Below are 17,804 nucleotides of genomic sequence, written 5' to 3'. Positions count from 1 at the left end.
CACGGAAATATTCCGGCCCCTTGAGCGTTGCCGTCTCGTCGCCCATCTAGCCGCGACAAGAGGGGCTGAAAGAACAAGATGGCCGACGCCGCACCGCTTTCCCGGGAAGACCTGATCGGCGCCATGTCCAAGGGCGAGAAGCCCAAGGACCAATGGCGTATCGGCGCCGAGCACGAGAAGTTCGGTTTCGACAAGTCGACCCTGCGCCGCCCGGCCTATGAGGGCCCGAACGGCATCAAGGCGATGCTGGATGGCCTGACCCGTTTCGGCTGGCGACCGGTGCTGGAGGGCGATCACGTCATCGCCCTGGAGCGCGAGAACGCCGAAGGCTTCACCGCCTCGATCAGCCTGGAGCCGGGCGGCCAGTTCGAGCTGTCGGGCGCGCCGCTGAAGGACATCCACGACATCTGCACCGAGACGGGCCAGCACCTGATGGAGGTCAAACAGGTGGCCGACCAGCTGCACCTCGGCTTCCTCGGCGTCGGGTTCGATCCTGAGTGGCGGCGCGAGGACGTGCCGGTCATGCCCAAGGGCCGCTACGACATCATGCGCGCCTACATGCCGAAGCGGGGCAAGCTCGGCCTCGATATGATGCTGCGCACCTGCACCATCCAGGCGAACCTCGACTTCGAAAGCGAGGCGGACATGGTGGCCAAATTCCGCACCTCGCTGGCGCTGCAGCCGATCGCGACGGCGCTGTTCGCCTGTTCGCCCTTCACCGAGGGCAAGCCGAACGGCTTCCTGACCGCCCGCGCCAACGTCTGGACCGATACCGATCCGGACCGCACCGGCATGCTGGACTTCGTCTTCCAGGACGGCTTCGGCTACGAGCGCTACGCCGACTATGCGCTGGATACGCCGATGTATTTCGTGAAGCGCGACGGCAAGTACGTCGATGCTTCGGGCCAATCGTTCCGTGACTTCCTGGACGGAAAACTGCCTGCCCTGCCCGGCGAACTGCCGAACAGGAAGGACTGGCTGGATCACCTGACCACCCTGTTCCCCGAGGTGCGGCTGAAATCCTATCTGGAGATGCGCGGCGCCGACGGCGGGCCGTGGAGCCGCATCTGCGGCCTGCCCGCCCTGTGGGCCGGGGTGCTGTACGACGCGCCGTCGCTGGCGGCCGCCTGGGACCTGGTCAAGGACTGGGACGTCGAGGACCACGAGCGTCTGCGCCGCGACGTGACGCGCCTGGGCCTGAAGGCCGAGGTCGCCGGCCGCACGGTGCAGGACGTGGCGAAGGACATGGTCCACATCGCCCGCGAAGGCCTGAAGAATCGGGCCCGCTTCTCGGGCGGCATGGTCGACGAGCGCGGCTACCTGTCCGAGCTTGAGGACATCGCCGACAGCGGCATCACCCCCGCCGACCGGCTGCTGTCGCTTTATCACGGCGAGTGGAAGGGCGACCTGAGCCGCCTGTACCGCGATTTCGCCTACTGATTGTTAGGGCCGGTCCGGCAGGATCGGTCCCATGAGCCCGTCCATCCTCGACAAATTCCTCGACTGGAACAGTCCGACCCGGGACATGCTGGTGTTCGCCGGGGCAGGGATCGTCGCCCTGATCGCCGCCCTGTGGCTGTTCGGCTCGGACAGCTCGTCGCCGATCCGCGCAACGGAAGCAGCCGTGCGGGAGGCTCTCGACGATCCTGACGTCAGGATCAGCGGAACCCGGCTCGAGTATACGTCAGGCTACCGCCAACGGCTGGTTTGCGGCCGTGTGGCCGACGACCCGAACCGTCCGTTCGCCGCGCTGGTCCGCGAGAGCGAGGATCAGAGCCCGCTGTCGCTGATCGGCTCCGGCGACCGGGTCCAGCGCCTCGCACTGCCTGAGGTTCGCTCGCCGACGCCGGAACAGGCGGAACTGCTGGCCGCCTGCGCCCGGAAGGGCTGACAAGGCCGCAACCCCGGGTCGTCCGCCGCCGCTCCGTCTGTTATGACGGGGTCATGATCCTCGAACTGGTCATCGCGACGATCATGGTGCTGATCACGGTCGCGATGCACGCGTCCGGATTGCTGCTGATGGCGCGCGGCATCAAGCATCATGACCACCGGACCGGCCGGGTGCGGCTGAATGCGGTGTCGATCGAGGCGGCCTTGCTGACCGTGCTGATCATCCTGGGACTGTTCGTCCTGCACGGCGCCCAGATCTGGCTCTACGCCGTGCTGTTCCACGGCCTGGGGGCGGTCGCGAACTTCCGCGACGCCATCTATTTCTCGACCATCAGTTACGGGGCCATCGGCTACGGCGACGCCGAGATCGCCGAACAATGGAAGCTGCTGGGGGCGATCGAGGGGATCAACGGGGTGATCCTGCTGGGCTGGTCGGTCGCCTTCTTCGTCACCGTGATGGCGCGGATCGTGCCGACGCCCCACCGCCGCGTGGCGCGCGGCGGTGGGAGCGACGCCCGGTCAGGCGGCGGGGGCGCGGGGTGAGCGGGCCAGGCTGTCGGTGTTGCATTGGCCGATCTCGGCCTCGGTCAGGGCCAGGCCTTCGCGGCTGAAGGCCGAGACCGGACCGAAGCGGGTCACGAAGCGCCGGCATTCGCGCATCAGCGGCTGGGTGGTGCCGCCGCCGCGGCCGACACACTCGCCGCCGCCGTTGCAGTTCCAGTTGCGGCCGTCGAGGTTCAGGCGGATTTCGCGGGGCTGAACCAGGGTGGCGGTCGCGCCGGCGCCCTGGACGGGCTGGGCGACCGCAAGGGCCGCGGTCATCAGGGTCATGAGAAGCATCGTCGCCTCCTGGGGCTGTTCAAAACGGCCGATCCGTGCAAAAGTGACCGACCGTGCACATATGAGTGACCGACCGGTCACTTTGAGTCAATCGAAAAATTCGCCGTTCGGTCACTTTTATTGGAGACGCAGATGCCGCCCAAAGGCGCCGCCACCCGGGCCCGACTGGTCGACGAGGCGATGAGACAGGTCACCGTGCGCGGTCTGGCCGCCGTCAGCCTGCAGGACGTCGCCGGCGCCTCGGGCGTGTCGAAGAGCGCGGTGCTGAAGCATTTCCAGTCCAAGGAATCGCTGCAGATCGAGCTGGTCGACGCCATGATCGATCGCTTCAAGGTCGCCGTCTGGGACCCGGCCGAGCCGCTGGAGCCGGGCCGCGAACGGCTGGACCGGATCATTCAGGGAGAGCTGGACTGGATCGACGGCGAGGATCGCCCCGGGGGCTGTCCGCTGATGGCCGCCGCCGCCGAACTGGACGACCAGCCGGGGCCGCTGCGGGATGCGCTGAAGGCCAGCCAGATCCGCTGGGCCAGGGTGCTGAAGCGCGAGTTCCGGACGATCCATCCCGACCGTGACGAGGCGGCGCTGGACACCCTGGTGTTCCAGTTCAAGGGCCTGGTGCTGGCCTACAGCCACTCCCGCCGGCTGCTGGACGACGAGACGGCGCGCAACCAGGCCATGGCGGCCTACCGGATGCTGGTCGCCTGATGACCACCGTCACGCCGATGATCCATGTGCCGGACGTCGCGGCGACGGCCCGGTGGTACGAGGGCATCGGCTTCGAGGTGCTGGCCACGGCCGAGGACGGTGTTGAGACGACGTGGGCGCAGCTGGCCCTGGGCGCGACCCGGGTGATGCTGAACTGCGGCGGCCGACCCGCCACGCATGACCGTCGGGACGTGGACCTCTATGTCGAGACCGACGACGTCGAGGCGTTCCGACGCCGGTTCGACGGACGCGCCGACCTGGACCTGGTCGAGGACCTGCACGACACCTTCTACGGCATGCGCGAGTTCATCATCCGCGACCCGAACGGATTCTGGATCACCTTCGGCCAGACGGTTTCCGGCTAGAAGACTTCGATGCCGACCGAGAACGAGCGCAAATACGTCCTGTCCGATCCGGAGGCCGTCCTGGCCCTGTGGGATCGCGAGACATGGAGCGAGATCCGCCAGGGCTATCTGCCCGGCGACGCGCGCATCCGGAGGCGCGTCGACAGCGGGGTCCACGAGGACAGCTTCACCTACAAGATCACCGCGGCCGGACGCCTGATCGAGATCGAAACGGCCATCGAGGACGCCCGCGACTTCGACGACCTGTGGCCGAAGACGACGCGGCGCATCCACAAGCTGCGGCGGACGGTGACGGACCGACACGGCCTGCAGTGGGACGTCGACCTGCTGATGAACGACGACGGCGAAATCTACTTCGCGATGGCGGAGTGCGAGATGCCCGAGGGCATGGACGCGCCGCCGAAAATCCTGCCCGCGCTGGCGCCGTACATCCGGTTCGCGGTGCCGCGCGCGCGGCAGGCGGAGTTCGTCAACGCCCGGCTGGCCGATCCGGCCTATGCGGCGTCGCTGGTCTTCTAGGCGTCGCGGACTATCAGGCGGATTCCGGATGCGACAGCGGCGTCGCCCGTAGCGGCGGGCGGGACTTCCTGCGACAACCCCCGGTACGGAGGTGACCATGTCAGGCAACATCCATATCGGCGTCGGCGGCTGGACCTTTGAGCCGTGGCGCGGCGTCTTCTATCCGGAGAAGCTGAGCCAGAAGAAGGAGCTGGAGTTCGCCTCACGGGCTCTGACCTCCATCGAGATCAACGGCACCTACTATTCGACCTTCAAGCCTGACAGCTGGATGAAGTGGCGCGACGAGACGCCCGAGGGGTTCGTCTTCTCGGTCAAGGCCAGCCGCTACTGCACCAACCGCAAGGTCCTGTCCGACATGGGCGAATCCATGGGCCGGTTCCTGGATCAGGGACTGACGGCGCTGGGCGACAAGCTGGGGCCCATCAACTGGCAGTTCATGGGGACCAAGAAGTTCGACGCCGAGGACTTCGAGGGCTTCCTGAAGCTGCTGCCGCACGAGAAGGACGGCCTGCGGCTGCGCCATGCGCTGGAGGTGCGGAACCCGAGCTTCGACACGCAACAGTTCTACGATCTGGCTGCGAAGTACGGCGTGGCCATCGTCTATGCGGTCGACGACGAGGAGCCGAACTGGCCGAAGATCGACCAGCCGACCGCCGACTTCACCTATGCCCGATTGATGTCGAGCCGCGAGGACGAGCCGACCGGGATGACGTCGCAGGAACTTGACGCCATCGCCGGGCAGACCCGCGACTGGGCGAAGCGGGGCGAGGTGTTCGCGTACTTCATCTCGGGTGCGAAGGTCCGCAACCCGGCCGCCGCCCAGGCGCTGATCGCCAAGCTGGGCTGAGCGTCAGCCGGCGGTCCGGGCCACGAGATCGCGGTACGAGCAGAAGCGATCCGGCAGGGGTTCCGGGGCGACTTCGGCGACCTCGAGCCGCTTGATCTTCCAGGCGCCGAAGAAGTCGCGCTCCAGGTCCACGGTGGCGTAGCGAGTCGACGCGCCGTCGGGGCCGAACGCCCAACGCCCCTGGGCCGACTGATAGTCGCCGCCCATGATCAGCTCGGTCTGGCGCAGCACCGGCGTCCCCTCCTGACCGGGGATGCTGAAGGGCGACAGTTCGAAGGGGTTCTGGACGGCGCCCGAGGCGTCGATCCATTGCCGGCTCTTGAAGACGCTGCGGGCCTTGCGCCGGTCGCCCGTCGCCATCGCCCCGGCATAGGTGTTCAGCACGCCGTCAATGAGCGGGCTGCTGGACGCTTTCCAGTCCACCATGGCTTCGGGGCCGGCGCCGCAGCCGTTGCCGCTGTTGGCGGTGATGTTGCCGACCGTCGCCCCGATCACGCTGGGGATGAACGTCTGGGCCTGCGCAGGCGCGCCGGTCAGGGCGAGGCCCAGTGCGAGTCCGGCAGCCGTCATCCAGCGCCGTTGAACGCGAGTCGTCGTCATCATGTGTATTTCCCCCTGAGGTGCGGAACGCTCTAGCGCGCGCCTGGAAAGGGTCAAGCGGGCTGACCGCTTGCGGCGACGCGCATGAGGGCGCAACTGGAGTTTGTCGCAGAGCCCGAGGAGCCTCCCCATGCCCATCGCCACACGCGCCTTCGCCGCCACCGCCGCCGACGCGCCGCTGAGCCCGTATAGCTTCGATCGACGCGATCCCGGCCCCGACGATGTGGCGATCGAGATCAAATACTGCGGCGTCTGCCACTCGGACCTGCACGTGGCGAAGAACGATCTGGGCAACAGCCGCTATCCCATCGTGGTCGGCCACGAGATCGCCGGCGTGGTCACGGCCGTGGGCGCCAACGTCAGCCGCTTCAAGGAAGGCGACCGGGTCGGCGTCGGCTGCATGGTCGATAGCTGTCGCACCTGCGAGGCCTGCCGCGAGGGGCTGGAGCAGTACTGCGTCCCCGGCATGACCCAGACCTATGGCTCGCCCGATCCGAAGGGCAAGGAGGTCGGCCAGGCCATCACCCAGGGCGGCTATTCCGACCGCATCACGGTCGATCAGAACTATGTCCTGTCGATCCCCGACAGCATTCCGCTGGACGCCGCTGCGCCCCTGCTGTGCGCCGGCATCACCACCTACAGCCCGCTGAAGACCTGGGGCGTCGGTCCCGGCTCGAAGGTGGCGGTGATCGGCCTCGGCGGCCTGGGTCATATGGCGGTCAAGCTGGCCGCGGCGATGGGGGCGGAAGTCACCGTCCTGTCGACCTCGGACCGCAAGAAGGCCGACGCCGAACGCATGGGCGCGAAGCATTTCCTGATCAACTCGGACAAGGCGGCCATGCAGGCGGCGGCCGAGAAGTTCAATCTGATCATCAACACCGTCTCGGCCACGCATGAGATCTCCAGCCACATCAACCTGCTGGCCCGCGACGGCACGATGGTGATGCTGGGCCTGTCGACCGAGGGCATGCCGGTGTTCGCGGTGCCGCTGCTGTGGCGCCGGCGCCGCGTGGCGGGCAGCCTGATCGGCGGCATCCGCGAGACCCAGGAGATGCTGGACTTCTGCGCCGAGCACGGCGTCGCCTGCGAGATCGAGGTCATCGCCCCCGACCAGATCAACGAGGCCTACCAGCGGATGGAGAAGTCCGACGTCCGCTACCGCTTCGTCATCGACATGGGCCGGTTCGATAAAGCTGCGTAACGCCGTCTTTCCGCGCAACGGCGCGCGAGCTAAAGCGTATCCGTAAGGCATGCGGCCCGCCCCCAGAGGCCGCAGCACCTGGGACAAGGAAGCGCTCATGGCTCGCGTCGCATTCGTGACCGGCGGAACCCGCGGTATCGGCAAGGCTATCGTTCAGCGGCTGAAGGAAGACGGCATGGCCGTCGCCGCCGGCTACTCGGGCAACACCGAGGCGGCCGAGGCGACCGCGGCCGAGCTGGGCGTGATGGTGGTGAAGGGCAATGTCGGCTCGTTCGACGACTGCGCCCGCGCCGTGGCCGAGGTGGAGGCGCAGTTCGGTCCGATCGACGTGCTGGTGAACAACGCCGGCATCACCCGCGACGGCTTCTTCCACAAGATGAGCTCGGATCAGTGGTCCGACGTGATCCGGGTGAACATGGACAGCGTGTTCAATATGACGCGCCAGGTCATCAACGGCATGCGCGACCGCAGCTTCGGCCGGATCGTCAACATCAGCTCGATCAACGGCCAGAAGGGCCAGATCGGTCAAACCAACTATTCGGCCGCAAAGGCCGGTATGATCGGCTTCACCAAGGCGCTGGCGCTGGAAAACGCGCGCAAGGGCGTCACCGTGAACTGCATCGCGCCGGGCTACATCGACACCGAAATGGTGGGGGCGATGGACGAGAAGGTTCTGGCCGGAATCATCTCCCAGATCCCGGTCGGAAGGCTCGGAAAAGGCGAGGAAATCGCCGACATGGTGTCCTGGCTGGCCGGCGAGCGTGCCGGATATGTCACAGGCTGTACCCTGTCGCTGAACGGCGGTCAGTATCTGGTCGGTTGACGGGGCCCCGCCCAAAATCCGCCGTGTGACGATTCCACCTAGGCCGCCATGGAGTTGACGGCGAGGGTCAGAACGGCGCGGACGCCGATTCCGACTGCGATGGCGATTGCCCTCGCGGCCGTCACGCTGTCGTTGGCTCCGCTGTTCGCCGAGGCCGCCGCCCAGGAGCGGGGCAATGTGCAGGCGGAGCAGAGCCGCTCGCTGCGCAACCGCACGGCCCCCACGACCAGCCTTCCGGCGCCCGGCCGCTACGTCGCCGATTCGGGCGATGCGTTCACGCTGGACCGCTCGGGCCAGCGTCCGCTGCTGCGCTTCGATCGCCGGGACGAGACCTGGGTGCTGCGTCCGACGGCCGCGCCGCGCGGCGACGTCATCTATCGCAACGACGCCGGCCAGCAGATCCTGCGGGTGACCCAGGGCGGCGGCATCACCGTCTACACCGCCCGCGCGCCGGGCGGTTCGCCGGCCTCGTTCTCTGGTCCGGGCGAAACCCTGTCCCTGCCCCGCCTCGGGCCGACCCAGCTGTTCCAGCTGATGACCCGCCGCAGCGCCATGATCAGCCAGACCATGGGCCGGCTGATCGAGATCAACGTCGACACCAACCAGGCCGCCGAAGGTCTGACGGTCGAGGCGCTGATCCTGTCGACCGACGCCGTCATGCGCATCGCCCGCTCCCCGAGCGGGCGTTCTTCGCTGAACCAGCTGCGCCGCATCGTCATCACCCAGGGAGCTACCGCCGGGGTGACCTACAACCGCGGCGAACTGCGGATCGTGGTGGCCCCCTCGCAGGGCGTGGCCGGACGTCCGTCCTCGGCCCGCGTGATCCGCGCCTTCCTGCCGGCCGAAAACGCCAGCCGCTAGAAGCTGTCCTTGGCGGCGCGGCGGGTGGCGAAGTCGCCGGCGTCGGCGGCGCGCAGGAACGGATTGAAGGCCTTCTCCGCCCCGATCGTCGTCGGCACCGTCGGCTCGCCGCGCTCGCGCATGGCGAAGACCCCGGCGGCCCGTGCTTCCATCTCCGGCCGATCATCGATGCTCAGCGCAAAGCGGGCGTTCGAGGCGGTGTATTCATGCGCGCACCAGACGACCGTCTCGTCCGGCCAGGCGGCCAGTTTCTGAAGGCTGGACCACATCTGGTCGGGCGTGCCCTCGAACAGGCGGCCGCAGCCCATGACGAACAGCACGTCGCCGACGAAGGCCTGGGCGTCCGTCGGGGAGCGGTAGACGATATGGCCGAGGGTATGGCCCGGCGCGTCCGTGACCTCGAGCCGGGTCTCACCCAGCATGACCTCGTCGCCGCCGCGAACGACGCGGTCCAGCGGCGCGGCCTTGCGCACCTCTTCCGGCCCGACGATCTCGCAGCCGGTCTCGGCCTGCAGGCGGGCATTTCCCTGGGTGTGGTCGGGATGCCAGTGGGTGTTCAGGATCAGGTCCAGCCGACCCCAGCCGGATCGCTCCAGCTCGGCCAGGATGGCGTCGGCGTCCGGGGTGTCGATGGTCGCGACCGTCCCGGCAGCCGCGTCGCGGACGAGGATGCCGTAGTTGTCGGACAGGCAGGGAAAAAGGCGGACATCCAGGGACATGCCCCATTGTGGCAGCGGCCCCGTTGCGGGTCTATGCTGACCCCATGCGGCGCAGCATCGAGGAACTGAGGATCTTCTACGGCGAACCGGCCGGGGCGCTGGCGCGTCGTCTGCTGGCGCGACGGCTGGAGGACGCCTGGGGCGAAGCCTCCGACTGCGACGTGCTGGGACTGGGCTACGCCACGCCGTGGCTGGACACCTTCGTCGGCGCGCGACGGGTGGTCGCCGCCATGCCGGGCGGTCAGGGCGTCGAGATGTGGCCGCCGGTCGGCCGCAACCGCACGGTGCTGGTCGACGACCGCCGCCTGCCGTTCGCCGCGGGCTCATTCGACCGCATCCTGCTGGTGCACGCCCTGGAAGAGGCGGACGACGCCCAGGCGCTGATGCTGGAGGCCGTGCGGGCGCTGGCGCCGGCGGGACGGATCATCCTGATCGCGGCCGCGCGCGGCGGCCTGTGGTCCCGGTCCGAGGCGACGCCGTTCGGGCATGGCCGCCCGTTCACCCGCCGCCAGCTGGAGCGGCTGGTGCGCGAGGCGGGCCTTGAGCCGACCGCCTGGACCCAGACCCTGTACGTGCCGCCGTGGACGCCGCTGCTGCCGCTGGCGGATGGTCTGGAGCAGGTCGGCAAGCGTATCGCGCCGGGCGCGGCGGGCGTCATCCTGCTGGAGGCGACGCGTCAGGCCTATGCGCGGCTGCATCCCGGAACGGCGGCGGCCACCGCCCCGGCGCTGGCGCCCGCGCTGCAGCCCCAGCCCGCATCCAGAAGCAGCCGACGCGGTCTGGCGGGACCCGCAAAACACCCCTAAAGGGCGCGCATGCAGCGACTGATCCTGATGCGCCACGCCGAGGCGGAACGGGCGAGCGGCTCCGGCCGTGACCGTGACCGCAATCTTTCGGCGCGGGGCCGGGCCGACGCCGCCCTGATGGGCCGTGCGCTCGCCGCGCGCGGGGTCCGCCCCGACCTGGCGCTGGTGTCGCCCGCCAACCGCACGCGCCAGACCTGGGAACTGGTCCACGACGCCCTCGGCGACGTGCAGGTGCGCGAGGACGAGCCCCTCTACAACGGCTCGGCCGACACCCTGCGCCGCCATATCCAGGCCGCCGAGGACGAGGCGGGCTCCCTGCTGGTCGTCGCCCACAATCCGGGGGTCCATCTGCTGGCGGTGGAATATCTGATCGAGAGCGCGGCCTCGCCGTCGGTGCTGGACCGGATGAGCGGCGGCTTCCCGCCCGGCGCCGCGGCGCTGTTCCAGGTGGATGTCGCCGGGCGCTGCACCTTCGAAGGCTTCCTGCAGCCGCGCGACGTGGCCGGCGCATGAGCGACATCGCCTACAAACTGGTCGACCGGGTCGAATGGGACGCGGCGAAGGCCGCGGGCGCCTATGCCGGATCGGCCGTCGATCTGGCGGACGGCTACATCCACATGTCGGCGGACGGGCAACTGGCCGAGACGGCGCGGCGCCACTACGCCGGGCGGAGCGACCTGGTGCTGGTCAGCGTCGATCTTTCCGGGCTGGGCGAGGCGTTGAAATGGGAGGCGTCGCGCGGCGGCGACCTGTTCCCGCACCTGTTCGCCCCCCTGCCCGTCAGCGCCGCCGTCGAGGAGCGCGGGCTGTCGGTGGATGCGGACGGGGTGATGCGTTTCGAGGATGGAGCCGTCGGATGGGGCTGACCGATATCGGCGCGAGCCTGCTGCGCAACATCGACCCCGAGACCGCCCACGGCTTGGCGATCCGCGCGCTGCAGATGGTCCCCCTGCCCGCCCCGGCCGCCGACGATCCGGTGCTGCGCACCCGCATCGGCGCGCTGGAGCTGCCCAATCCGGTCGGCCTGGCCGCCGGCCTGGACAAGAACGGCGAGGCCCTGCACGGGCTGGCGCGCCTGGGCTTCGGCTTCGTGGAATGCGGCTCGGTCACGCCGGTGGCGCAGCCGGGCAATCCGAAGCCGCGTCTGTTCCGCCTGACCGAGGACCGGGCGGTGATCAACCGCATGGGCTTCAACAACGCCGGGCTTGAGGCCTTCGCGGAGCGGCTGACGCTGCGGCCCACCTCGGTCGCCATCGGCGCCAACCTGGGGGCCAACAAGGACACCGAGGACAAGGCGGCGGACTATGTCGCCGGCCTGCTGCGCCTGAAGGGGCTGGCCGACTATGTGACGGTCAACGTCTCGTCGCCGAACACGCCCGGCCTGCGGGCGCTGCAGGGCCGCGCCGCGCTGGACGATCTTCTGGGCCGTCTGGCCGAGGCGCGCGGGGCCGACCCGACGCCCGTATTCCTGAAGATCGCTCCGGACCTGACGTCGGACGAGATCGCCATGATCGTCGAGGCCAGCCTGGATCACGGCCTCGACGCCCTGATCGTGTCCAACACCACCCTCGATCGGCCGGACAGCCTGCGCGCCTCGGCCAAGGGCGAAGCCGGCGGCCTGTCGGGCGCGCCTCTGAAAGCCCGCGCGACCGCGGCGCTACAGGCAGCGGCCGAGGCTTCGCAGGGTCGCCTGCCCCTGGTCGCCGTGGGCGGGATCGATTCCGGCGCCGAGGCCTGGGCCCGCATTCGCGCCGGCGCCTGCGCCGTCCAGTTGTACTCCTCGCTGATCTACGAAGGCCCCGGCCTGATCGGCCGCATCAAGCGCGATCTGGCCGCCCGACTGCACGCCGAGGGCTTCTCCACCGTGGCGGAAGCGGCTTCAACCGGCCGTTGACGGAGCGTTAGGGCAAGCACGCCATAGTGTCCCGAAGGGCGAAAACGCCCAGCCCCGGGGAGACGCATGGCGGCCGCCAAAGACCACATGCCAGACGCCGCGCCTGAAGCATGGGCCGGCGCTATCCGCCAGCGACGCAAGGCGTTGCTGCAGCGGTTGGGCATGGGCGCGGCCAGCGCCCTGGTGTTCAGCCCCCTGATCGGCTGGGACCTCAGCGTCGCCTGGGTGCTGGGCTATTTCATCGTCCAGGCTCTGGACCTTTGGACCTTCGCCCCGGTCGTCAGCGGCAAGACGACGCGTCTGACGGGATTCCGCGCGGCCGCGGGCAATTTCCTGCTGGTCCTGAACGCGAGCTATTTCGGCAGCCTGTCGGTCCCGCTGTGGCTGGTCGGCGGTCCGATGGGCGGCATCTGCGCGGCCATGCTGCTGTCGGCCGGCGCCATCTATTCGATGATCAACGCCCCGCGGTCGATGTCCGTGCTGGTGCTGACGGTCGCGCCGCAGTTCCTCTATCTGACCTCGATCCCCTTCTTCATGGCGATGTTCGGAGCCTCGACCGGCTTCGTGACGGCCGCGGCGATCGCCGTCGGCGTCTTCATCACCTACTGCCTGTCGACGTGGCAGCGCATGAATGACGCGCGCACGGCCGAAAGCGCCGCCCGCGTCGAGGCCGAGCAGAAGCGCATTGACGCTGAACGCATCATGGAAGGCCGCAGCGCCTTCCTGGCCACCGTCGGCCACGACCTGCGCACCCCGATCAGCGCCATCCTGACCGGCGCGGCCGAGCTGGAACGCGGCGCCGGCGACGGCGCGGCCCGCGCCCAGGCCCGACTTATCAGCGACGCCGGCTTCATGATGAAGGCGCTGCTGGACGACCTGCTCGACCACGCCAAGCTCGAAGCCGGTCACATGACGGTCGATACGGTCGATTTCGACCTGCGCGAGCTGCTGAACCAGACGGTGCGCCTGTGGCGCGGCCCGGCCCGCGCCAAGGGACTGAAGTTCCGCGTCGAGGGTGCGGCGACCATGCCCGCCTCGGTCTGCGGCGACCCGATGCGCCTGCGTCAGGTGCTGAACAACCTGCTGTCCAACGCCATGAAGTTCACGCCGCGGGGTTCGATCACCCTGCGCCTGAACGGCTGGATGGAAGAGCCCGGCGGCCATGCGCTGCTGATCGAGGTTTCGGACACCGGTCCGGGCATGACGGCCGCCCAGGTCGCGCGCCTGTTCACCCCCTTCGACCAGACCGCGGACGGCGTCAGCGCCCGCCACGGCGGCACCGGCCTGGGCCTGTCGATCAGTCGCCAGCTGGCCGAGCTGATGGGCGGTCGCCTGACCGCGCGCAGCCGCCCCGGCGAAGGCGCCCGCTTCACCCTGGCCCTGCGTCTGCAGCCGGGCGAGATGGTCGAGGCGACGACGCCCGGTCTGGATCAGGAAAGCCGCGACGCGGTGGCCCGCGTGCTGGCCGCCCGGCCGGCCGGCGCCGCCCCGCTGCCGACGCCCCAGGCGCTCGAGGCCGCTGTCGCCGCCACGCCCGCCCCCGCGCCTGCCCCGACGCCTGTCGCCACCGAGGTGGAAGAGGCTCCAGACGAGGACGAAGGCCGTCCGATGCGTGTGCTGGTGGTCGACGACCACGACATCAACCGTCGCGCCATTCAGCTGATCCTGCAGCCGCTGGGCTGCGACATCGCCACGGCCGCCGACGGCATGGCGGCGCTCAAGATCTGCGAGACGGCCGACTTCGACCTCATCTTCATGGACGTGCGGATGCCCGAGCTGGACGGTCGCGAGACGACCCGCCGCATCCGCGCCGGGGGCGGCCCGAACATGCATGTGCCGGTCATCGCCGTGACCGCCGACACCTCGCCGGAAGACATCGCGGCCTGCACCGCGGCAGGCATGACCTATTTCGTGCCCAAGCCGATCACTCCGCCGATGCTGCTGGGGGCCATCACCCACGTGATGACCATGGCTCAGGACGGGGTCGAGGAAATCGAGACCGCCGCGGCCTGACCGCGCACCGCGTCGATCAGGCGGTCGGGGAAGTCCGCCGCCTTCATCGCGCACTCCCAGACGGTGATCACCCGCCAGCCCGCGGACGCGAGAGCGTCCGCCGAAGCCGCGTCGCGCGCCCGGTTGCGATCGATCTTGGCGGTCCAGTAGGCGGCGTTGGCTTTCGGCTGACGCGCGCCGCGGGGGCAGTCGTGTCCGTGCCAGAAGCAGCCGTGCACGAAGACGACGGCGCGACGGCCCTTCATCACGACATCAGGTCGACCGGGCAGACCGGAGCCGCCCAGCCGGTAGCCAATACCGGCCGCGCGCAGGATTCGGCGCGCGGCCAGTTCAGGTTTGGTGTCGCGGCCCTTCACGCGGCTCATGACCGCGCTGCGCTGTTCCGGGGAGAAGACGTCGCTCGAAACAGCCATCGGTCGCGAGGCCCTCAAGTAGCCAGGAGGCGATAGGGCCTCGCGGCCAACGCCTAGAGCTGCGCCAGCAGATGCTCGGCGGAGGAGACCTTGAACTCACCGGGCTGCTCGATGTTCAGCTGGGTGACGACGCCGTCGGTGACGATCATCGAATAGCGCTGCGAGCGCTCGCCCATGCCGAAGCCCTTGGCGTCCAGCGTCAGGCCGAGCTGGCGGGTGAAGTCGCCGTTGCCGTCGCCCAGCATGACGATGTCGTCCTTGCCGATGCCCTGGCTGTCCGCCCACGCGCCCATGACGAAGGCGTCGTTGACCGAGACGCAGGCGACGGTGTCGACGCCCTTGGCGGCCAGGTCGGCGCGGTGGTCCTTGAAGCCCGGCAGGTGGCGAACCGAGCAGGTCGGGGTGAAGGCGCCCGGAACGGCGAACAGGGCCACGGTCTTGCCCGCGAAGATGTCGTCGGTGGACACCGGCTTGGGACCATCGTCGGTGGCGCGGGTCAGGGTGGCCGAGGGGATGCGGTCGCCGATCTGGACGGTCATGGCAGGCTCCGGTGGAGGATTGGGTTCAAACGCCCGGTCCAGATAGGCGTTGCGGCGACGCTCGCCAACCGCTGATCAGGCGTGGGCCTGACTTGCGTCCGGGCGAGACGATCCCGATCATAGGATTATGGACGACTTCCAATCCCTCGTCGGGCGGCTGCTGGTGGCCATGCCCGGGATCAACGATCCGCGTTTCGAACATGCGGTGATCCTGGTCTGCGCCCACGGGCCGGACCATGCGATGGGCCTGAGGCTGGATCGCCCCGCCCCCGGCGTGGATCTGAAGGCCGTGTTGTCGAAGCTGGCGACCCCGGCGCCGGAGTCCGCCGCCACGCGCGCGGTGCTGGTCGGCGGGCCGGTGGAGCGCGAGCGCGGCTTCGTCCTGCACACCGACGACTGGATGGCCGCGGAGGCGTCGATGCCCTTCGGCGAAGGCCTGGCGATGACCGGCACGCGCGAGGCGCTGGCGGCGATGGTGGACCCGGTCTCGGGTCCGCGCCGGTCGGTGCTGCTGCTGGGCTACGCGGGCTGGGGCGACGGCCAGCTGGAGGACGAGCTGGGCGAAAACGTCTGGCTGACGGCCGAGGCCGACACCGGCCTGATCTTCGATACCGACTACCCCGACAAGTGGAGCCGTGCGCTGGCGACCCTGGGCGTGGATCCGGCCCTGCTGTCAGGGCAGAGCGGGCGGGCCTAGGCGCTCCGAACACTGGGCGATCATCCGCCGCTCGGCGTCCGAGCGCGGCGCCCAGGCCAGGGCGGAACCCAGTAGCATTGGCCTTCCGCGCCTAGTGTGGCGCGTCACAGCAGCGACGCTCCGATCAACTTCCTCGTTGATGCGACCGCACCAGAGCGTCGTGCCGCTTCGAGTCGACCCATCTTCGCCCAGCAACATCCCGGTGTTGGTGAGCACGAGTCGATCCTCGGCAGAAAGGCGGGCGCGATCGCGGAGGGCCGACACGTACAGCGGGTCCCCAGGGTGGAGGACGCCGAACCAGACAATGCCGGCCACCACGACGACGCCAAGCGCTGCGAGAAGCCACTCGAGAAGCGAGAGCTTCGGATACAGCTGCATTACGCAGAGCGTTGTTTGATCGGGGCTGTGCCGTCGGCGAGCGACTCGTTCAGATACACCTCGGCCTCCTGCGCAGGCAGGGCCTGGGCGTAGCCGAAGCCCTGTCCGTAGTGACATTGGGCCTCAAGCAGGAGTTTGGCCAGACCGGCGTTCTCGACGCCCTCGGCGACGACTTCCAGCGACAGGTCACGGCCGAGATTGACGACCGATTTGACGATCTTCGCCGAGCCCTCGTCCTTGTCCATGGTCAGAACGAAGTAGCGGTCGATCTTCAGGGTGTCGAAGGGCAGACGCGCCAGATAGCTGAGCGACGAGAAGCCGGTGCCGAAGTCGTCCAGCGCCAGCGAGGCCCCGGCGTCGCGCAGCTGCTTGAGCGTTTCGGCGGCGCGCGTGGTGTCGCGCATGATGTCGCCTTCGGTGACCTCGAGCTTCAGCGCGCCCTTGGGCAGGCCGGCGTCCGAAATGATCCGGGCGACGTCCTCGACCAGATTCGCTCGCTCGATCTCGCCGACCGACAGGTTGACGCTGCAGAACAGCTTGCCGGCCGAGGGATGGCGCTGAAGCCATTCGGACAGCTGACGCGCCGACTGACGCATCATCAGCAGGCCGAGATCGTTCATCAGGCCCATTTCGGCGGTCAGGCCCAGGAACTCGTCCGGCGGCACCAGGCCACGCTTGGGGTGACGCCAGCGGGCCAGGGCCTCGAAGCCGGCCACCGCGCCGGTGTTGAGGTTCACGATGGGCTGGTAGAAGGGCTCGATCTCGCCGCGCAAGAAGGCGTTGCGCAGGTCGGCCTCCAGCGCCAGGCGCGACAGGCTGTCGCTCTCCAGCGCGCGGCCATAGGCGGCGACCCCGCCGCGACCGGCGGTCTTGGCCTGTTCGACAGCCAGCTCGACCCGGCGCAGAAGTTCGGCCGGATCGGCGGCGTCCGGCCCGCCATCGACCGCCACAGCGCCGATGGAGACGGTCGGATAGATATCGAAGCCGGCGACGCGCAGCGGCTGCTCCAGCGCCTCACGCATGCGTTCAGAGGCGGCCACGGCGCCGCGCGGCACCAGCAGGGCGAACTCATCCTCGCCAATGCGGGCGGCCGAGGCCTCCTGCGCGAAGGCGGCGTTCAGGCGCGAGCCGAGGGCGGCCAGCACCAGATCGGCGCGCTCGTGGCCCAGGGCCTCGTTCAGACGGCGCAGACGGTCGACGTCGGCGACGACCAGCTCATAGGCGCCCGGCTGGGTCAGGGTCTCGCCGGCACGGGTCAGGAAGGTGCGGCGATCCAGCAGACCGGTCAGGTGGTCGCGGTGCGACGCGGCGAATTTGGTCTCCAGCGCCACGACGCCGGCGGCGCGCAGGCCGTCCTCCAGCCAGACGCCGCGCCAGATGCAGGTCTCGGCGTCGCGCATGCGCAGACGGACGGCGACTTCGGTCCCCTCCTCCTGCGGCTTCAGAATCTTTTCGGCCAGGGCGCGGTCCTGCGGGATCGCCACGGCGGTGAAGGCGGCGCCCGAGCATTCCGGCGCAAGCGGACCCAGGCCCAGCGCGCGGGTCGCGCCGGTGAAGCGCATCTGGTCCTCGGCGGGGGTCCAGATCCACAGGGCCGTATCCGCGGCGGCAAGCGCCTCAATGGCGGTCGTCGCGTCCCAGGCCAGACTTCTGGAGCGAGTATTCAAGCGCCTGCGGTTCTCCGGTGGACAGCG

22 protein-coding genes are annotated in these 17,804 nt (G+C 69.1%); 16 read left to right on the top strand and 6 right to left on the bottom strand.

The window, feature by feature from the left end; all coding sequences use genetic code 11:
* Positions 1 to 78: 78 nt before the first annotated feature.
* The 3 genes from GGR12_RS04520 to GGR12_RS04510 are packed head-to-tail and all read left to right on the top strand — an operon-like array spanning position 79 to position 2,433.
* Positions 79 to 1,440, top strand: coding sequence for a glutamate--cysteine ligase (locus GGR12_RS04520; RefSeq protein ID WP_183203179.1), 1,362 nt, complete (start codon positions 79 to 81; stop codon positions 1,438 to 1,440).
* 31 nt (positions 1,441 to 1,471) lie between these two features.
* Complete coding sequence (locus GGR12_RS04515) at positions 1,472 to 1,891, top strand: hypothetical protein (RefSeq protein ID WP_183203178.1); 420 nt, start codon at positions 1,472 to 1,474, stop codon at positions 1,889 to 1,891.
* Positions 1,892 to 1,944: 53 nt separating this feature from the next.
* Entirely contained in the window at positions 1,945 to 2,433 is a 489-nt protein-coding gene (locus GGR12_RS04510; protein ID WP_183203177.1) for an ion channel, read from the top strand.
* Here GGR12_RS04510 and GGR12_RS04505 read toward each other — a convergent pair.
* Positions 2,410 to 2,730 carry a CC_3452 family protein gene (locus tag GGR12_RS04505; protein ID WP_183203176.1) on the bottom strand — a complete coding sequence of 107 codons (321 nt, stop codon included), beginning with the start codon at positions 2,728 to 2,730 and terminating at the stop codon, positions 2,410 to 2,412. The genes GGR12_RS04510 and GGR12_RS04505 overlap by 24 nt on opposite strands.
* Before the next feature lie 132 nt (positions 2,731 to 2,862).
* Here GGR12_RS04505 and GGR12_RS04500 point away from each other — a divergent pair, with 132 nt between their 5' ends.
* The 4 genes from GGR12_RS04500 to GGR12_RS04485 all read left to right on the top strand — a co-directional run bounded on the left by GGR12_RS04500 (position 2,863) and on the right by GGR12_RS04485 (position 5,166).
* Positions 2,863 to 3,435, top strand: a complete 573-nt coding sequence (locus GGR12_RS04500; protein ID WP_183203175.1) for a TetR/AcrR family transcriptional regulator — start codon at positions 2,863 to 2,865, stop codon at positions 3,433 to 3,435.
* Positions 3,435 to 3,800, top strand: coding sequence for a VOC family protein (locus GGR12_RS04495; RefSeq protein WP_183203174.1), 366 nt, complete (start codon positions 3,435 to 3,437; stop codon positions 3,798 to 3,800). The genes GGR12_RS04500 and GGR12_RS04495 overlap by 1 nt, the downstream gene beginning before the upstream one ends.
* 9 nt (positions 3,801 to 3,809) lie before the next feature.
* Positions 3,810 to 4,319 carry a CYTH domain-containing protein gene (locus GGR12_RS04490; RefSeq protein WP_183203173.1) on the top strand — a complete coding sequence of 170 codons (510 nt, stop codon included), beginning with the start codon at positions 3,810 to 3,812 and terminating at the stop codon, positions 4,317 to 4,319.
* A gap of 97 nt (positions 4,320 to 4,416) precedes the next feature.
* Positions 4,417 to 5,166 carry a DUF72 domain-containing protein gene (locus GGR12_RS04485; protein WP_183203172.1) on the top strand — a complete coding sequence of 250 codons (750 nt, stop codon included), beginning with the start codon at positions 4,417 to 4,419 and terminating at the stop codon, positions 5,164 to 5,166.
* A 3-nt stretch (positions 5,167 to 5,169) separates the two neighbouring features.
* On the opposite strand, the gene GGR12_RS04480 is transcribed toward GGR12_RS04485, so the two are convergent.
* A complete protein-coding gene (locus GGR12_RS04480) occupies positions 5,170 to 5,769 on the bottom strand; it encodes a hypothetical protein (RefSeq protein WP_183203171.1) in 600 nt (199 codons plus the stop codon).
* 127 nt (positions 5,770 to 5,896) lie between these two features.
* On the opposite strand from GGR12_RS04480, the gene GGR12_RS04475 reads away from it, so the two are divergent.
* The 3 genes from GGR12_RS04475 (at position 5,897) to GGR12_RS04465 (ending at position 8,651) form a co-directional block, all read left to right on the top strand.
* On the top strand, positions 5,897 to 6,967 hold the full coding sequence (locus tag GGR12_RS04475; RefSeq protein WP_221212196.1) for an NAD(P)-dependent alcohol dehydrogenase: 1,071 nt from the start codon (positions 5,897 to 5,899) through the stop codon (positions 6,965 to 6,967).
* Between the two features lie 97 nt (positions 6,968 to 7,064).
* On the top strand, positions 7,065 to 7,790 hold the full coding sequence (gene phbB / locus GGR12_RS04470) for an acetoacetyl-CoA reductase (protein WP_183203170.1): 726 nt from the start codon (positions 7,065 to 7,067) through the stop codon (positions 7,788 to 7,790).
* 99 nt (positions 7,791 to 7,889) lie between these two features.
* The gene (locus GGR12_RS04465) at positions 7,890 to 8,651 is read left to right on the top strand and encodes a DUF4908 domain-containing protein (protein ID WP_246328725.1); all 762 of its coding nucleotides are present in this window, start codon (positions 7,890 to 7,892) and stop codon (positions 8,649 to 8,651) included.
* Here the strand turns inward: GGR12_RS04465 and gloB are convergent.
* On the bottom strand, positions 8,648 to 9,370 hold the full coding sequence (gloB, locus tag GGR12_RS04460) for a hydroxyacylglutathione hydrolase (protein WP_183203168.1): 723 nt from the start codon (positions 9,368 to 9,370) through the stop codon (positions 8,648 to 8,650). The two genes, GGR12_RS04465 and gloB, sit on opposite strands and share 4 nt — an antisense overlap.
* Before the next feature lie 44 nt (positions 9,371 to 9,414).
* On the opposite strand from gloB, the gene GGR12_RS04455 reads away from it, so the two are divergent.
* The 5 genes from GGR12_RS04455 to GGR12_RS04435 all read left to right on the top strand — a co-directional run bounded on the left by GGR12_RS04455 (position 9,415) and on the right by GGR12_RS04435 (position 14,083).
* Positions 9,415 to 10,176, top strand: a complete 762-nt coding sequence (locus GGR12_RS04455) for a class I SAM-dependent methyltransferase (protein ID WP_183203167.1) — start codon at positions 9,415 to 9,417, stop codon at positions 10,174 to 10,176.
* Between the two features lie 9 nt (positions 10,177 to 10,185).
* Positions 10,186 to 10,689, top strand: a complete 504-nt coding sequence (locus GGR12_RS04450) for a SixA phosphatase family protein (RefSeq protein ID WP_183203166.1) — start codon at positions 10,186 to 10,188, stop codon at positions 10,687 to 10,689.
* On the top strand, positions 10,686 to 11,042 hold the full coding sequence (locus GGR12_RS04445) for a DUF952 domain-containing protein (protein ID WP_183203165.1): 357 nt from the start codon (positions 10,686 to 10,688) through the stop codon (positions 11,040 to 11,042). Before GGR12_RS04450 ends, GGR12_RS04445 begins: the two co-directional genes overlap by 4 nt.
* Positions 11,033 to 12,070: a quinone-dependent dihydroorotate dehydrogenase gene (locus GGR12_RS04440; RefSeq protein ID WP_183203164.1), complete on the top strand. Its 1,038-nt coding sequence runs from the start codon at positions 11,033 to 11,035 to the stop codon at positions 12,068 to 12,070. The genes GGR12_RS04445 and GGR12_RS04440 overlap by 10 nt, the downstream gene beginning before the upstream one ends.
* 66 nt (positions 12,071 to 12,136) lie before the next feature.
* The gene (locus GGR12_RS04435; RefSeq protein WP_246328724.1) at positions 12,137 to 14,083 is read left to right on the top strand and encodes an ATP-binding protein; all 1,947 of its coding nucleotides are present in this window, start codon (positions 12,137 to 12,139) and stop codon (positions 14,081 to 14,083) included.
* On the opposite strand, the gene GGR12_RS04430 is transcribed toward GGR12_RS04435, so the two are convergent.
* A complete protein-coding gene (locus GGR12_RS04430; protein ID WP_183203163.1) occupies positions 14,044 to 14,496 on the bottom strand; it encodes a very short patch repair endonuclease in 453 nt (150 codons plus the stop codon). The two genes, GGR12_RS04435 and GGR12_RS04430, sit on opposite strands and share 40 nt — an antisense overlap.
* A 53-nt stretch (positions 14,497 to 14,549) precedes the next feature.
* Positions 14,550 to 15,035, bottom strand: coding sequence for a peroxiredoxin (locus GGR12_RS04425; protein ID WP_183203162.1), 486 nt, complete (start codon positions 15,033 to 15,035; stop codon positions 14,550 to 14,552).
* 127 nt (positions 15,036 to 15,162) lie between these two features.
* Here GGR12_RS04425 and GGR12_RS04420 point away from each other — a divergent pair, with 127 nt between their 5' ends.
* The gene (locus GGR12_RS04420) at positions 15,163 to 15,732 is read left to right on the top strand and encodes a YqgE/AlgH family protein (protein ID WP_183203161.1); all 570 of its coding nucleotides are present in this window, start codon (positions 15,163 to 15,165) and stop codon (positions 15,730 to 15,732) included.
* A 377-nt stretch (positions 15,733 to 16,109) separates the two neighbouring features.
* On the opposite strand, the gene GGR12_RS04415 is transcribed toward GGR12_RS04420, so the two are convergent.
* Positions 16,110 to 17,777: a putative bifunctional diguanylate cyclase/phosphodiesterase gene (locus GGR12_RS04415; RefSeq protein ID WP_183203160.1), complete on the bottom strand. Its 1,668-nt coding sequence runs from the start codon at positions 17,775 to 17,777 to the stop codon at positions 16,110 to 16,112.
* Positions 17,778 to 17,804 lie beyond the last annotated feature (27 nt).

Origin of the sequence: Brevundimonas lenta, from assembly GCF_014196335.1 — a bacterium.
In the GTDB taxonomy this organism is placed as follows: Bacteria; Pseudomonadota; Alphaproteobacteria; order Caulobacterales; family Caulobacteraceae; genus Brevundimonas; species Brevundimonas lenta.
The sequence above is the reverse complement of the archived record's forward strand: the minus strand, read 5'-3'. Positions and strand labels throughout refer to the sequence as shown.